At 68.4% G+C, this 15,615-nt stretch carries 13 protein-coding genes and 1 tRNA gene; 5 read left to right on the top strand and 9 right to left on the bottom strand.

The genetic code is table 11. The features are described 5' to 3' along the window. Positions 1 to 5: 5 nt before the first annotated feature. From PQ455_RS03305 to PQ455_RS03290, 4 genes are all read right to left on the bottom strand, one after another. Positions 6 to 266 (bottom strand): ribbon-helix-helix domain-containing protein, encoded by a 261-nt coding sequence (locus PQ455_RS03305; RefSeq protein ID WP_273689169.1) that lies wholly within the window; start codon positions 264 to 266, stop codon positions 6 to 8. Between the two features lie 128 nt (positions 267 to 394). Next, positions 395 to 1,117, bottom strand: coding sequence for an acetoacetyl-CoA reductase (gene phbB / locus PQ455_RS03300; protein WP_273689168.1), 723 nt, complete (start codon positions 1,115 to 1,117; stop codon positions 395 to 397). A 29-nt stretch (positions 1,118 to 1,146) separates the two neighbouring features. Beyond that, a complete protein-coding gene (gene hemH / locus PQ455_RS03295; RefSeq protein ID WP_273689167.1) occupies positions 1,147 to 2,154 on the bottom strand; it encodes a ferrochelatase in 1,008 nt (335 codons plus the stop codon). Continuing rightward, on the bottom strand, positions 2,151 to 4,421 hold the full coding sequence (locus tag PQ455_RS03290) for a xanthine dehydrogenase family protein molybdopterin-binding subunit (RefSeq protein WP_273689165.1): 2,271 nt from the start codon (positions 4,419 to 4,421) through the stop codon (positions 2,151 to 2,153). Before PQ455_RS03290 ends, hemH begins: the two co-directional genes overlap by 4 nt. Positions 4,422 to 4,487: 66 nt before the next feature. Between PQ455_RS03290 and PQ455_RS03285 the strand changes: the two genes are divergently transcribed. Both PQ455_RS03285 and PQ455_RS03280 read left to right on the top strand, forming a co-directional pair. Beyond that, positions 4,488 to 4,778, top strand: a complete 291-nt coding sequence (locus PQ455_RS03285) for a hypothetical protein (protein ID WP_273689163.1) — start codon at positions 4,488 to 4,490, stop codon at positions 4,776 to 4,778. 52 nt (positions 4,779 to 4,830) lie between these two features. Further along, a tRNA-Thr gene (locus PQ455_RS03280) sits at positions 4,831 to 4,905 on the top strand. A gap of 13 nt (positions 4,906 to 4,918) precedes the next feature. Here PQ455_RS03280 and PQ455_RS03275 read toward each other — a convergent pair. Then, positions 4,919 to 5,671 (bottom strand): SDR family oxidoreductase, encoded by a 753-nt coding sequence (locus PQ455_RS03275; RefSeq protein ID WP_273689162.1) that lies wholly within the window; start codon positions 5,669 to 5,671, stop codon positions 4,919 to 4,921. 102 nt (positions 5,672 to 5,773) lie between these two features. On the opposite strand from PQ455_RS03275, the gene PQ455_RS03270 reads away from it, so the two are divergent. Both PQ455_RS03270 and PQ455_RS03265 read left to right on the top strand, forming a co-directional pair. Continuing rightward, complete coding sequence (locus PQ455_RS03270; RefSeq protein WP_273689161.1) at positions 5,774 to 6,166, top strand: winged helix-turn-helix transcriptional regulator; 393 nt, start codon at positions 5,774 to 5,776, stop codon at positions 6,164 to 6,166. Between the two features lie 104 nt (positions 6,167 to 6,270). Next, positions 6,271 to 8,052, top strand: a complete 1,782-nt coding sequence (locus PQ455_RS03265) for a sensor domain-containing diguanylate cyclase (RefSeq protein ID WP_273689159.1) — start codon at positions 6,271 to 6,273, stop codon at positions 8,050 to 8,052. On the opposite strand, the gene bglX is transcribed toward PQ455_RS03265, so the two are convergent. Continuing rightward, the gene (bglX, locus tag PQ455_RS03260) at positions 8,049 to 10,328 is read right to left on the bottom strand and encodes a beta-glucosidase BglX (protein ID WP_273689157.1); all 2,280 of its coding nucleotides are present in this window, start codon (positions 10,326 to 10,328) and stop codon (positions 8,049 to 8,051) included. The genes PQ455_RS03265 and bglX overlap by 4 nt on opposite strands. A 187-nt stretch (positions 10,329 to 10,515) precedes the next feature. Here bglX and PQ455_RS03255 point away from each other — a divergent pair, with 187 nt between their 5' ends. Beyond that, a complete protein-coding gene (locus PQ455_RS03255; protein ID WP_273689154.1) occupies positions 10,516 to 11,604 on the top strand; it encodes a mechanosensitive ion channel family protein in 1,089 nt (362 codons plus the stop codon). On the opposite strand, the gene otsA is transcribed toward PQ455_RS03255, so the two are convergent. The 3 genes from otsA to otsB are packed head-to-tail and all read right to left on the bottom strand — an operon-like array spanning position 11,565 to position 15,492. Next, a complete protein-coding gene (gene otsA / locus PQ455_RS03250) occupies positions 11,565 to 12,974 on the bottom strand; it encodes an alpha,alpha-trehalose-phosphate synthase (UDP-forming) (protein ID WP_273689152.1) in 1,410 nt (469 codons plus the stop codon). The genes PQ455_RS03255 and otsA overlap by 40 nt on opposite strands. Continuing rightward, positions 12,971 to 14,752, bottom strand: a complete 1,782-nt coding sequence (locus PQ455_RS03245) for a glycoside hydrolase family 15 protein (RefSeq protein WP_273689151.1) — start codon at positions 14,750 to 14,752, stop codon at positions 12,971 to 12,973. The genes otsA and PQ455_RS03245 overlap by 4 nt, the downstream gene beginning before the upstream one ends. Then, entirely contained in the window at positions 14,749 to 15,492 is a 744-nt protein-coding gene (gene otsB, locus PQ455_RS03240) for a trehalose-phosphatase (protein ID WP_273689149.1), read from the bottom strand. The genes PQ455_RS03245 and otsB overlap by 4 nt, the downstream gene beginning before the upstream one ends. Positions 15,493 to 15,615 lie beyond the last annotated feature (123 nt).

Below are 15,615 nucleotides of genomic sequence, written 5' to 3'. Positions count from 1 at the left end.
GGGCGCTACTTTTCCGATACGCGCGCGAACAGCCAAACGCGGATAGCGCTGGCGAGATTGGGCGGATCGGCCTCCTCGATCCGCTCCGCATCGATGCGGGCGACCAAGGCGTTGAGGGGCAGTTCCATTTCCCCGGCGACCCGGCCGAGCGCGTCCCAGAAGATGGGCTCAAGGCTGATCGAGGTGGAATGGCCGGCGATCATCACCGATCGCTTGATCGGGCCGTTGGTGCGGCGCGGCGGCTTGCGGGCGGGGCGGCGGGCCACCCTTCACCCCTCCTGTTAAAAGTGCTCCTGCGGAAGCAGGAGCCCAGGGTCACAGGCGCTGCGCCATCCTGCCCTGGGCTCCTGCCTTCGCAGGAGCACGATATCGTTTGTGAAGATCGGCGTATCGATCAATACATATGCTGGCCGCCGTTGATCGACAGCGTCGATCCCGTCACGAAGCCCGCATCCTCGCCGCACAGGAAGGCCACGCCGCGCGCGATCTCCTTGGCTTCGCCCAGGCGGCCGACCGGCACCTTGGCGACGATCTTGGCCAGCACGTCCTGCGGCACGGCGGCGACCATGTCGGTATCGATATAGCCCGGCGCGATCGCGTTGACGGTGATGCCGAAGCGCGCGCCTTCCTGCGCCAGCGCCTTGGTGAAGCCGTGGATGCCCGATTTCGCGGCGGCATAGTTGACCTGGCCATATTGGCCGGCCTGGCCGTTGATCGAGCCGATGTTGACGATGCGGCCCCAGCCCCGGCTCTTCATGCCCTCGAACGTGGCCTTGGCCATGTTGAAGCAGCCGCCGAGATTGACGTCGATCACTTCCTTCCACGCGGCATAGGTCATCCGCATCAGCGTGCCGTCGCGGGTGATGCCGGCATTGTTGACGACGATGTCGACCGGGCCGACCTCGGCCTCGATCTGCTTGATCCCGGCGATGGTCGCCTCATGATCCGACACGTCCCACCGGTAGGCGGGGATGCCCGTGGCCTCGGTGAACTTGGCCGCCTTTTCCTCGTTGCCGGCATAATTGGCGACGACCGTGATGCCCTTATCCTTCAGCGTCAGGCTGATCGCCTCGCCGATACCGCGCGTTCCACCCGTGACGACCGCAACCCGAGCCATTGGAAACTCTCCTCTATCGATTATGGACGCTAAGCGACGGTGATCCATCCTTGAAGCTCACGCCGGACGGCATGGGCAATGAGATCAATGCCCAAGGGCGACGCATTCAGGCAAGGGATGAGGTGGAAGTTTTTTCCACCTGCCGCGACAAATGATTGCCGCCCGCGAATTTCCAGCTCCTCCAGCGTCTCCAGGCAGTCCGCCGAAAAGCCCGGCGCGAGGATCGCGAGGTTGCGTTTCCCCTCGCGCGCCAACCGCTCCAGCGTCGCGTCGGTCGCCGGTTCCAGCCATTTCGCTTTCCCGAAGCGCGACTGGAAGGCGATCACGATCTCGCGCCCCAGCGCTTCGGAGAGCAGCCGTGCCGTCTTCTGGCAATGGCAGTGATAGGGATCGCCCAGCGCCAGGGTCCGCTGCGGCATGCCGTGGAAGCTGGCCACGATCGCGTCGGGCGCCCAGTCGAGCCCCGCCAGCGCGTCGCGCACCGAGGTCGCCAGCGCGTCGATATAGGCCGGATCGTCATGATAGGGCGGCAGGGTGCGAATCGCCGGCTGCCAGCGCATGTCCGCCAGCGCGGCGAAGGCGGCGTCGTTGGCGGTCGCGGTCGTCGCGGCGCAATATTGCGGGTAGAGCGGCGCGATCAGGATGCGATCGCAGCCGAGCGCCTTCAGCGCGGCGATCCGCTCGGCGATGGCGGGCCGGCCGTAGCGCATCGCATGATAGACCATCACCTCGCCACCCAGCACCGCCTGCAACGCCGCCGCCTGCTCGGCGGTGATGGCGGCCAGCGGCGATCCGTCCTCACGCCATACCTGTTGATAGGCATGGGCCGATTTCTTCGGGCGGGTACGCAGGATGATGCCGTGCAGGATCGGCCGCCACAGGATCGGCGGGATTTCCACCACCCGCCGGTCGGCGAGGAACTCCGCCAGATAGCGTCGCACCGCCCCCGGCTCGGGCGCGTCGGGCGTGCCGAGATTGACGAGAAGCACGCCGATGCGCGGGGGCGGGATGACGGGATGACCGGCGGGCTCGCTCATGCGGCCGGGATCACCAGCGGCAGATCGCGCAGCCGCGCGCCCGTCGCGGCGAACACGGCGTTGGCGATGGCGGGCGCCACCGGCGGCACGCCCAGCTCGCCGACGCCGCCCGGCGCCTCCTGGCTCTCGATCACTTCCACCACGATCTCCGGGGAATCGGCCAGCCGGGGCAGGTTCAGCCCCATGAAGTCACGCACATTGGCCATTCCGCCTGCGAAACCGATCGCCGGCTGCATGGTTGCCGCCAGCCCCCAGATAATCCCGCTCTCGATATTCTGCGCGACGATATCGGGGTGGATCGCCCGCCCGCAATCGACCACCGCGATCACCCGGCGCACCCGGATGCGTTTTTCCTCCACGTCCGCCTCGGCCAGCAGCGCGACATGGCTGCCGAAGGCCGAGTGGCACGCCACCCCCTGCCCCTTGCCCGGCCCGTCCCACTCACCCATCTGCGCCACCCGCTGGAGGCAGCGCGCCAGACGCGGCGCGGCACCCAGATGCTGGATGCGGAAGCTGACCGGATCGACGCCGGCCAGCAGCGCCAGTTCGTCCATGAAGCCTTCGGTGAAGAAAGCGGTGTAACTGTGCGCCACCGCCCGCCCCATGCCGGTGCCGATCGGCAGGGCGGCGGCGGCATGCTCCACCGCCATCGCGGGGATCGCATAAGGCGGGGCGGCGCCCGCCACCGCCGCCGCCTCGGCCGTCGCCCCGCCGCCAATCGAGAAGCCCGGCATCAGCCGCTCCTCCAGCGCCCGCATCGTCGAGGGTGCCGCGATCCGCGCCTTCCACGCCGCCAGCCGTTTGCCGGGGCCGATGACGGCCGCCATCCGCGCCTTGGCCGGCGGGCGGAAGCGATCCCGCATCGTCTCCTCGGCGCGGTTCCAGGTAAGCTGCACCGGCTTCTTGAGCTTGGCGGCGACGATCGCGGCCTGCTCGATCGCATCCACCTCGATCTTCCGCCCGAAGCCGCCGCCGACGAACATCGGATAGATCGTCACCCGCGCCTCGTCGAACCCAGCCGCGCGCGCCGCCGCCGCGCGCGCGATGCCCGGCGCCTGGGTCGGCGCCCACACCTCGAGCCGATCGCCCGTCACCCGTGCCGTCGCGGTCAGCGGCTCGATCGGCGCATGGACGCCGAAGGGCACCGAATAATTCGCCTCGACCCGCCCCTGCGGCACCGCCAGCGCCTCGTCGGCATCGCCCTCGGATGCCATGACATGCTTGGTCGGGCCGGTCAGCGCCGCATTCAGCGCGCCCGCGACCGCCTTGTCGTCGGGCAGGCCCGCCAGCGTGAAGCGCGGCTGCATCCTGTCGAGCGCATGGTCCGCCGCCCACCAATTGCTCGCCACCACCGCCACCCAGCCGGGGTTGCGGAACAGCTTCACCACCCCCGGCACGCGCTCGGCGGCCTTTTCCCCGGCGAACCGCTCGAACCGGCTGTCGGGGTGCGGCGCGTTGCGGACGGAGGCGAACAGCATCCCCGGCAGGCGCACGTCGGCGGTATATTGCGCCGACCCGTCGATCTTGGACGGCAGATCGATGCGGGGCACGGCATGGCCCGAAATATCGCCCTCGCCCACCTCGCGCAGCGGCGGATCGTCGGGCGGCGAGAAGCCGGCGGCCTTGGCGGCGAGGCCGGCGAAGCGCATCTTCTCGTCGCCATGCGTCACGAAACCGGCGGCGGTGTCGAGCGCCTGCCAGTCGACCTTCCAGATGTCGGCTGCCGCCATCTGCAACATCGCCCGCGCCATCGCCGCCGCCTCGCGCAGCGGCTGCTCGAACGCGCGGATCGAGGTGGAGCCCGCAGTGATGACGAAGCCCGATCGCTCCGCCGCCTCGCGCGCCATCCAGCGGGCGGGGCGCGAGAACAGGCTCCACACCTTCTCGTCGGCGGCTTCCTCGAACAGCAGGGTGTTGGCGTAGAGCGGCCCCGGCGGCGCGGGCTCGACCCCCACGGTGCGCCAGTCCGCCCCCAGTTCGTCGGCCAGGATCTGCGCCATGGAGGTCCACACCCCCTGCCCCATCTCCGCCTGCGGCACGACGGCGGTGATATGCCCGTCCTCGCCGATCTTGAGCCAGGCGTTCATCACCGTCTCGCCCGGCGCGGCGGCGACATTCGGCCGATAGCGCCGCGGCCACAGCCCCCACGCCACGACCAGCCCCACACCGGCCCCGCCCCCCACGAGCAGTTGCCGCCGGCTCACCCGCAGCGGCGGCTTGACGGGCTTGGGCGGGGGCTTGGGACGAAACGAACGCGGGGCGGCCATCGGACGAGTGATAGGCGGGTGTGGCGCGTGGGGCTAGGCACAAGATAAGTCCTTGGCGATACTTGCGTGCGGATCGCGCCCGGCTACCCTGTGATCGATGCGGGAAGGGTCGAGATGAGGCGCTGGGGTTCGGGGGCGATGCTGCTCGCCCTGACCGTCGCGTCGATCCTGCCCGCCGGCGCGCAGCAACGCAGCGGGCCGGCGCGTGGCGACATCGTCGTCACCGGGCGGCCGGATCAGGCGGTGGCGAAATGGGTCCGCGCCGAGAGCCCCAATTTCACCGTCTACGGCCGCGACGAAACCGAAACACGCGGGATGACGGCCAGGCTGGAACGGTTTGACCGACGAGTATCTTAGGTCGTGTTGAGGCTGGACCTCGCCGCCCCGCTGTCGCATGGGAGACCGGCGCGCCGGTTTAGCTCAGCGGTAGAGCAGCGGTTTTGTAAACCGAAGGTCGGGGGTTCAATCCCCTCAACCGGCACCAGCCCCCTTGCCCGTCAATCCTTGCCGTTCAGCATCGCGAACGTGTCGGCATAGCGGCCCTCGCGCTCGGCATCGCGCAGCAGCTTCACCCGCTCGACCAGGTTTTCCGGGCCGGCCGGCCGCGCCTTCAGATCGGCGATCGTCTCGGCGATATAGGCGTCGAGCGGCATCGAATTGGGGTTGTCGGCGTGGCCGGGCATCAGATCGGTGGCGACGGCGGGCGGCGCGATCTCGATCACGTCGACGCTGGTGCCGCGCAACTGGTGGCGCAGCGACTCGCTGTAGCTGTGGATCGCCGCCTTGGTGGCCGAATAGGTCGGCGTGGCGGCCAGCGGCACGAAGGCGAGGCCCGACGACACCATCGCCACCGTCGCGGCCGGCTGCGCCTTCAGATGGGGCAGCAGCGCCGCCGTCAGCCGGATCGGCCCCAGCAGATTGGTCGCGATCGTCGCCTCAGCCACGGCGAGATCGACCGGCTCGGCGGTGAGATCCTCGGCGATCATCACCCCGGCATTGTTGATGACGACGTTGAGCGCCGGATAGGCCGCGATCAGGCGGGCGGCGAAATCGGGGATGGTGGCGCCGTCGGCGATGTCGAGCGGAGCGATGGCGATGCCTGGGGTGGCGGCGACCACCGCCTCCAGCGCGGCGCGCCGGCGGCCGGCGATGATGATGCTGTTGCCCTCGGCATGGAGCGCCTCGGCCAGCGCCCGGCCGATGCCCGATCCGCCGCCGGTGATGAGGATGGTGTTGCCGCTGATGTTCATGGGGGGCCTTTCGGTTTCCGGTTGCGCGATCGTCCAGGTAGGCGCGATACTCTCCGTTAGAAAGTAGGCACCAGAAAGTGCGGTACTTACGATGAGGAAACCATGGCCAACCCCGCCCCCGCCGTCTCGCACGATTATCCCGCCGATCTCGATCCCCGTATCGAGGCGCTCGTCACCGAGGCGATCGGGCGCGTGGCGGACAAATGGACGATGATCGTGCTGGAGGTGCTGACCGAACATGGCGAGCAACGCTTCTCGCGCATCGCGGCGCTGGCCGACGGGATCAGCCAGAAGATGCTGACCCAGACGCTGCGCCAGATGGAGCGCGACGGGCTGGTCGTGCGGACGGTGCATCCGGTGGTGCCGCCGAAGGTGGAATATCGGCTGACCGATCTGGGCTTCACCCTGGCCGAGGCGTTCTGCGGCGTGTGGAGCTGGGCCGCCGCCAATCTGGAGCGGATCGAGGCGGCGCGGGCGGCGTTCGACGCGCGGTGAACTTGTGCCCATATCCCACTCCAACTCCGTAATTTCCGTGACATTTCCGCGATTTTCGGCCATGCGGGCGCCCGCTTCGGGGTGCGTGGCTTTGCGGGGGTAGAGTGCTGGACGGTCCGCGATCGCTTCGCCCTGCGTCGGCGCATCCCTTTTCGCGCGCGCTGATCCTCGCGATCGTGGCGCTGGCGGCGCTGTGGCTGCCCGCCATGGCGCGCGCCGTGCCGCTCAAGATCGGCGGTTCCCTGTGCCACGCGACCAAGTCGGCAGCCCTGCCGATCGACGCCCCGCCGCCGCGCGCTTATTCCTGCACCGGTGAGCCGCGCGACTATCAGGATAGGGCGCTGTGGCTCCACGCCGAGACCGCCGCGCTCGGCCTGCCGCCGCGCGGCGTGTCGCTGATGCTCCACCACACCCGCTTCGATCGGATGACGGTGTTCTTCACCTATGCCGACGGGCGCGTCGTGCGGCAGGGGGTGACGCGCGGCGATTACGGCACCTTCTGGCGGATCGGCGGCCATCTGCGCTTCGATGCGCCGTTGCGCGACGCGGCGTTGACCGACGTGACGATGCGCTTCGATCATCTCGCCAGCCATACGCTCGTGCGCGGCCGGATCGTCCCCACCGCGCCGATCGGCACCGAGCTGGCTCTGGTCGCGGGGCTCGTCGGCGGGGCGCTGACGCTGTTGCTGGCGGGCGCGATCTACAATCTGTGCCTGTCGATCGCGGCGCGGCGCCAGTTCCTCCTGTGGCACAGCCTGTGGGCGACGACGGTGTTCGTGTGGGGCACGCTCTGGTCGCAATTCGCTTTGTGGGTGGTGCCGGGGGTGGCGGGCACGACGGCGGCGCAGACCTCAACCTTCCTCGCCGTGCTGGCGATCGCGCTGGCCACGATGAGCGGGGCGACGGCGATCCGCCGGGGCGTGCTGCCGCGCTGGCTGCACATCGGCCTGTTCGCGCTGGCCGGGGCCAATGCGCTGCTGGGGCTGTCGGTAGCGTTCACCAATGCGCCGATCAGCGTCGTCGGCCTGCTGCTGGAGGTCTTCAGCCTCGCCGATATCGCCGCCGTGGTGCTGGCGATCGTGATAGGCTGGCGGCGCGGCAGCCAGGAGGCGCGCGATCTGGCCTATGCGTGGGCGGTGCCGATGGCGGTGCTGACCTTCACGATGTTCTTCGATTTCCGCGATTCCCTGTTCGGCGGCGGATCGCAGATCATGGTGCTGTTCGCCTCCGCGTTGCAGACGGTGTGGCTGTCGATCGGCCAGACCCGCCGCCTCGCCCGCCTGCGCGTCGAGCGCGACGCCGCCCGCGCCGCCGAGCTGGAGCTGAGCGAGCTGGCCGCGCGCGATCCGCTGACCGGCCTGCTCAACCGGCGCGGCTTCCTCGCCCGGGCCGAGGCGATGTGGGCGACGGCCGATCCGGCGCGCGGCCATATCGCGCTGCTGCTGATCGACGCCGACGAATTCAAGGCGATCAACGACCGCTTCGGCCATGAGACGGGCGATACCGTGCTGGTGACGCTGGCGCGCTGCCTGTCGGGCATGGAGGACGCGCGAACCATCGTCGGACGGCTGGGCGGCGAGGAGTTCATGATCGGCGTGGCCGAGCGCGACGCGCCCGCGATCCGCGCGCTGGCGGAACGCGCCCGCGCCCTGCTCGGCGCGTGCGACCACGGCCCGGTCACCGCCCGCCGCCCCGTCACGGTCAGTATCGGCGTCGCCGAGGGCCACCGCGCCACCGGCTTCCAGAAGCTCTACGGCATGGCCGATCGCGCGCTGTATGACGCGAAGCGGCTGGGCCGGAACCGGGTGATGATCTTTGGCCAGGCCAATGCCCAGGCCGAGATCGAGTTCGCGCGCGATCAGCTGGCGTTCGATTTCGCGGGCTAGACCGCGCCCGGCGCCATCAGGCGGAAGCTGCCGGCCAGCCCGCCGATCGAGGAGCGGCTGACCCAGATGTCGAACAGGCCGGGTTCGGCGATCCATTTACTGTCCGATCCCACGAACATCAAATCCGCCCGTTTCAGCGTGAAGCGCACCTTGCCCTTGTCGCCCGCCGCGAGCTCGACGCGGTGGACGCCCTTCAGTTCGCGGATCGGGCGGGTGCGGCTGGCGATGCGGTCGCGGATGTAGAGTTGGACCACCTCGGCCCCCGCCACCTTGCCGGTGTTGCGGATCGCCGCCTCGATCTCCAGCGTCTCGTCCCACCCCAATTTTTCGGTGCTGAGTTTCAGGCCGGAAAGCTGGAAGTCGCTGTAGCCGAGGCCATGGCCGAAGGGGAACAGCGCGGTATTGTCGGTCGTGCGGAAGCGGGTGCGATATTCGGTGGAGGCGTTTTCCACCACCGGGCGGCCGGTCGACTTCCGATCATAGAAGAACGGCTCCTGCCCGCTCTCCCACGGGAAGCTGACCGGCAGCTTGGCCGAGGGATTGACGAAGCCGAACAGCACGTCGGCGATGGCATGGCCCGTCTGGCTGCCGAGGAACCACGTCGCCAGGATCGCGGGCGCGGCGCTGATCGCGCCCTGCAAGGCGAGCGCCCGGCCGTGGCGGAGCAGCACGATCGTCGGCCGGCCGACCGCCGCGACGGCATCGGCCAGCGCCTGCTGCGCGGGCGGGATGCCGATCTCGGTGCGCGATTCCGCCTCGCCCGACATATCCGCCCCCTCGCCCAGCGCGAGGATCACGATATGCGCCTCCTTCGCCGCCTCGACCGCGCGGGCGATGCCGTCCCTGATCGGCGCCTCGATGCCCGAACCGCGCTCGACGGTGAGTTGCGAGGGATAGGCCATGCGGGCGCGCAGGCCGGTGGCGATGTCCACGTTGAGCTTCACGTCGCCGTAGAAGGACCAGGGGCCGAGGATATTGTCCTTGTCGTCCGCGAACGGGCCGATCAGGGCGATGCGCTTCTGGCTGTCGGCGGAGAGCGGCAGCAGATCGCCCTCGTTGCGGAGCAGCACGATCGACCGCGCGCCGGCCTCGCGCGACAAAGCGATCTTGTCGGGCGAGGAGATATGGATCGCCTCGGCCTTCTCGTCGATCGAGCGATAGGGATCGTCAAACAGGCCGGCGGCGGTCTTGACGTAGAGGATGCGGCGCACCGCCACGTCGATCGTGCTCATCGGGATCGCGCCCGATTCCACCAGCTCGGGGATGTAGCGGAGGTAAATGCCGCTCTGCATCGACATGTCGACCCCGGCGAGGATCGCCAGCCGCGCGGCATCGCGATCGTCCTCGGCGAAGCCGTGCGCGACCAGTTCCTGATCGGCCGAGAAATCCGAGCAGACGAAGCCGCGAAAGCCCATCTCGCCGCGCAGCAGATCGGTCATCAGCGCATGATCGGCGGTGGCGGGCACGCCGTTGATCTCGTTGAAGCTGGACATCAGCGCCAGCGCCCCTGCGTCGATCGCGGCCTGGAACGGAGGCAGATGCGTCTCGCGCAAGGTCTCGTCCGAGATGTCGACATTGTTGTAGTCGAGCCCGGCCAGCACCGCGCCATAGGCCGCGAAATGCTTCGGCGAGGCGAGCAGGCTGTCGGCGCGGCGGGTGTTGCGGCCCTGCAAACCCTTCACTCGGGCGGCGGCGAAGAGTTTGCCCAGATAGACATCCTCCCCCGCCCCCTCGACCACCCGGCCCCAGCGCTGATCGCGCGCGACATCGACGACGGGGGCGTAGGTGAGGTGGATGCCCGCCGCCGTCGCCTCCAGCGCGGCGGCGCGGGCGGTTCGTTCGGCGAGCGTAGGATCAAAACTCGCCGCCTCGGCCAGCGGCACGGGGAAGATCGTGCGCAGCCCGTGGATCACGTCGCCCGCGAACAGGATCGGGATGCCGAGCCGGTTCTGCCTGACCGCGATATCCTGCGCCTCGCGCGCGCCCTTCGCGCCGATGCCGTTGAAGAGCGATCCCACGCCGGTCTTGCGGATGATCTCGCCCAGCCGGCGCTTGTCCTGCACGCCGGTCTTGGGATTGGGCGGGTTGAAGGGGCGGAAGCTGTCGGCGAGGCAGCTCATCTGCCCGGCCTTTTCCTCGATCGTCATCTTCGCGATCAGCGCGTCGATGCGCTTCACCTCATTCTGCGAGAAAGCGGCGCGCGGCAGGGAGAGGGTGAACGCGCCGGCGAGCGAGCCGATGAGGAGAGCGCGGCGGTCGAGAGGTGGCGAGGTCATCGACCAAGCAAAGGCCGACCCCGGCTTTCTGTTCCCTTGACGGGCTGAAACGCCCGGTCGCGCTGCGCCGGGCCGTATCGTTGTCGCGGCAGAACGATCGCGGATTTACGCCAATGCCGCATTGCAGCGGAACCGTCGTCGCCGCCCCCGGTTGATCGCTTCACAACCACGACGATGAGGAACATCCATGGCGTCCATCCTGGCCGACATCCCGGAATGGGTGCGCTCGATCCTGATCGTGGCGGTCGCGGTGCTCGTGGCGCTGATGACCCATTATGTCGTGATGAAGGTCGCCGCGCGCGCCGCGCGCCGCACCGTGACGCAGACCGATGACATCATCATCCGCCACATGCACCGCGCCAGCCGCTGGCTGCTGGTGGCGCTGGCCCTCGTCATCGTCCAGCCCGCGCTGAAGCTCGACGGACAGGAACTGGAACTGTGGCGCCGGGTCGCGGGCCTCGTGATACCCGGCCTGATCGGCTGGCTGGCGGTGAAGATCCTGAGCGCCAGCACCGACATCATCCTGTTCAAGGCCGACATCAGCGTGGAGGACAACCTCCGCGCCCGCCGCCGCCGTACGCGCGCCTCGATCCTCCACCGCATCCTCGTCGCCACCGTGATCCTGGCGACCTTTTGCCTGATGCTGATGAGCATCCCCGCCGTCCGCACGGTGGGCGTCACCCTGATCGCCTCGGCCGGTCTCGCCGCACTGGCGATCGGCGCGGCCGCCCAGCCCGCGCTCAAGAACCTGATCGCCGGTCTCCAGATGGCCTTTACCGAGCCGATCCGCCTCGACGACGTGGTCATCATCGACAATGAATGGGGCCGGATCGAGGATATCCGCCTGACCTTCGTGGTGGTCCGCATCTGGGACGACCGGCGGCTGGTGGTGCCCGTCTCCAAATTCCTGGAGGAGAGCTTCCAGAACTGGACGCGCGAGACCAGCCAGTTGCTCGGCGCGGTCGTCTGGTATCTCGATCCCGCCGCCGACATCCCCCGCCTGCGCGAGAAACTGGGCGAGATCATCGCCGCCAACCCGCGCTGGGACAAACGGTTCTTCAACATGCAGGTGACCGACAGCAAGACCGACGCGATCGAGGTCCGCGCGCTGATGACCGCCAAGGATGCCTCGACCGCTTTCGATCTGCGCTGCGACGTGCGCGAAGCGGTCCTGGCCTATATCCGCACCGACATGCCCGAAGCCCTGCCCCGGCATCGCGGCGATCTGTCGCTGCTTCAGTCGCCCGAAGGTTCGCTGTCCACCAGCAAGGCCTGATCCTCACCCATCAGGGCGGAGACGAAGGTCTGCCGCCACCAGACGACATCCTCGCGCTCGACATTGTCCATCAGCGAGCGCCAGCGTTCGATCCGCTCCTCGCGGCGCATGCGCAGCGCGGTCATGATCGCGTCGGAAATCTCCTCCGCGCTGTGCGGATTGACCAGCACGGCGGCCGTCAGTTGCGAGGCGGCGCCGGCGAAGCGCGACAGGATCAGCACGCCCGGATCCTCCGGATCCTGCGCCGCGACATATTCCTTGGCGACGAGGTTCATCCCGTCGCGCAGCGGCGTCACCAGCCCAATCTTGGCGGCGCGATAGACGCCCGCCAGCACGTCGCGCGAATAGCCCTGGTTGACGTAGCGGATCGGCACCCAGTCCAGATCGGCATAGGCGCCGTTGACCCGCCCCGAGAGGCTGTCGAGCGAGGCGCGGATGATGCGGTAGCTTTCCACCGCCGCGCGCGAGGGCGGCGCGATCTGGAGGAGAAACACCTCCTTGCGGGCGGCGGGATGCTCCTTCAGGAAGCGTTCGTAGCCGAGGAAGCGTTCTTCCAGCCCCTTCGAATAATCGAGCCGGTCGACGCCGATGATCATGTCGCGGCCGACGGCGCTGTCGCGCATGTTGCGATAGGCCATGCGCGCCTGTGGGCTGCGCGCCAGTTGCGCGAAATTCTCGGCGTCGATGCCGATCGGGCAGGCCATCACGCGGATGCGCCGCTCACCGAGGACGACATGGTCGCCCTCGATATGGCCGCCCATCTCCTCGCGGACATAATCGAGAAAGGATTGCAGCCACTCGTCGGTCTGGAAGCCGATCACGTCATAGGCGAACAGCGTGCGGACCAGTTCCTCGGCCACCGGCAGGGTCGAAAGCAGGCGGCGCGGCGGCCAGGGGATGTGGAGGAAGAACCCCATCCGCTCGCGCGCGCCGCGACGGCGCAGCTCCTGCCCGAGCGGCAGCAGATGATAATCCTGAATCCAGACGACATCGTCGGGCTCGATCAGCGGCATCAGCGTCTGGGCGAAGCGCTCGTTGACCCGCTGGTATCCGTCGGCGAAACCCCGCTCGAACTCGGCCAGATCGACGCGATAGTGAAAGAGCGGCCACAGGGTCCGGTTGGCGTAGCCGTCGTAATATTCTTCCACGTCCTGCGGCTCGAGATCGATCGTGGCGGTGGTGACGCCATGCTCGCGCTCGAAGCTGATCTGGCCGGTGAACTGGTCGGTCACCTCACCCGACCAGCCGAACCAGATGCCGCGATATTCCTGCAACGCCGCCGACAATGCGACGGCCAACCCGCCCTGCGCGCCCGAATGGGAGCCGCGCGGGGCGGAAACACGATTGGAAACGACGATCAATCGACTCATCGGATAGACGTCCAGGGTTTACTCAACATCGCGGCGCAGTTGATCATGCCCACCAGCGAATAGGTCTGCGGGTAATTGCCCCACAGTTCGCCGGTGACGGGATCGATGTCTTCGGACAGGAGCCCGGACGACGTACGGCGGGTCAGCATCTCTTCGAACAGGGCGCGCGCGTCGGCGCTGCGGCCCGTCGCCTGCAAGGCTTCGATCAGCCAGAAGGTGCAGACGTTGAACGCGGTTTCGGGCAGGCCGAAATCATCCTCGGTGGCGTAGCGCAGCATGTGCGATCCGCGCCGCAGCCCCTCCTCCACCGCCGCCAAAGTGCCTTGGAACCGCTCGTCGGAGGGCGACAGGAAACGCAGGTCGAGCAGCTGGATCAGGCTGGCGTCGAGATCGTCGCCCGAGAAGGTCGCGGACATGCGCCCCGTCTCCGGCCGCCACGCGGCTTCGATGATGCGCGCGCGGATCTTGTCGGCGCGGTCGTTCCAGAAAGCCTGCTTGTCGAACAATTGCAGCCGCTCGGCGGCGTTCGCCAGACGGTCGCACGCCGCCCAGCACATCGCCGAGGAGTAGGTATGGACGCTCTGGCGGGTGCGCAGCTCCCACAGGCCGGCGTCGGGCTGATCGTAGAAGGCCCAAGCGCGCTCGCCGACCTTTTCCAGCGCGACGAAATCCTCGACGCCGGAGACGCGATAGAGCCGCTGGTCGAAGAAGGCCTGCACGTTGGACAGGACGATCTGGCCGTAGGCGTCGTGCTGGATCTGCTCATAGGCCTGATTGCCCACGCGCACCGGGCCCATGCCGCGATAGCCCGCCAGCCGTTCGGCAAAGCCCTCTTCCAGCTGCGCCTCGCCCAGCACGCCGTAGAGCGGCTGGATATGCCCGCCCTCGGCCTGATCGACGACGTTGCGCAGATAGCCCAGATACGCTTCCAGCACGTCGAGCGCGCCCAGCCGGTTCAGCGCCTGCACCGTGTAATAAGCGTCGCGAATCCAGCAGTAGCGATAGTCCCAGTTGCGCTGCGACCCGTGATGTTCGGGGATCGAGGTGGTCAGCGCCGCGACGATCGCGCCGGTCTCCTCATGCTGGCACAGCTTCAGGGTGATGGCCGATCGGATCACCACATCCTGCCATTCGAGCGGCACGGCCAGGCCGCGCACCCAATGCTGCCACTCGGCGGTGGTCTGCGACAGCATCTGGTCGAGCGTGGTGGCGACATCGGAGGAGAAGCTCTCGTCCGGGCCGAGGAAGAAATGCAGCGGTCGCTCGAGGCGGAAGCTGCGCTCGGTCTCGATCATGCCGACCGGGCCGGTGGTGGTCAGCCGCATCGAATGGCCGCCGAGCAGATAGCGCAGATGGTTCGACCCGCCATTGTGCGGCGAGCAGGGGCGGCCCCAGTCGCAGGTGGGGCGCAGCTTCACGCGGATGCGCGGGCTGCCGGCGATGGGCCGCACGATGCGCGCGAAGGCGACCGGGCGATAGGAGCGGCCGAGCCGCTGGTGACGCGGGCAGAAGTCGATCACTTCGATCGCGTTGCCGGCGGTATCGCGGTGGCGGGTGACGAGGATCGGGGTGTTGCGGATATAATGCTGCTCGATCTCGGCGCCATTCTCCAGCTCGATCGACCAATAGCCCGCCTCCGGCTCCTCGCCGCCGATCAGCGCCGAGAACAGCGGATCGCCGTCCACGCGGGGCACGCACGCCCACACGAAGCGCCCCTGCCGATCGATCAGCGCACTGACCTGGCAGTTACCGATGGGCCAGAGGTCGAGGTCGGTCATTCATGGTCTCCCAGTGCCGCGCGCAACCAGGCGAGCGTTTCGGAGACCGAGCCTAGCGCAAAATTCGCCGCCGTGTCGCGGTCTGGCCCAACGAGAATACCATGGCCGCCCAATTCGCGCGCGGCGACGAAGGCGGGCTCGTCGGTCAGGTCGTCGCCGATGAATATCGGGACGGTTCCGGCCATCGCCGGATCGGCCATGAACCGGCGCACGGCGCTGCCCTTGTCGTCGCCGGCGGGGCGCACCTCGACCATCATCTTGCCGGGCTGGAGCACGCCGCCGCCCTGTTCGGCGATGGCGGTGGCGAGCGCATGGCACGCCGCCTCCGCCTCGGGCCGCAGGCGATAATGCAGCGCGACGCCGAACGGCTTCTCCTCGATCACCACGCCTTCGTTGGCTTCGGCCAGCGCGCGCGCCTGGACATAGGCGCCGGGCAGCCAGGCGGGCGCATCCGGCGCGGCGCGGCGCCCGTCGGCCCAGCAGAATTCCAGCCCGTGGCTGCCGCTGACCGCCGTGCGCAGATCGCCGAACAGCCCGCCGATCTGCGCGATCGACCGCCCGGTGATGATCGCCAGCCGCCCGTCGAGCGCGCGCAGGAGATCGCGCATCAACAGCCGCAACGGCTCGTCGACGACGACCGCGTCGGGCCGGGGTGCCATTTCGACGAGCGTGCCGTCGAAGTCGAGAAACAGGCTCGCACCTGCGAGAAGATCGGCCGGCGGGGGCGCGATCCGGTTCAAGGATTGCTGCTGCATGAACGGGTAGAAGGCTCGAACGCTGTTGATCGTTCCGCCTGTCGCACGTTTTGGTAGCAATTTGCCACGCAGCGGAGCGCTTCATCGGACAGGCGGTGCGATTTGCCG

Source organism: Sphingomonas naphthae (genome assembly GCF_028607085.1).
In the GTDB taxonomy this organism is placed as follows: Bacteria; Pseudomonadota; Alphaproteobacteria; order Sphingomonadales; family Sphingomonadaceae; genus Sphingomonas_Q; species Sphingomonas_Q naphthae.
Note: the sequence above shows the minus strand (reverse complement) of the source record. Positions and strands in the feature narration are given on the sequence as shown.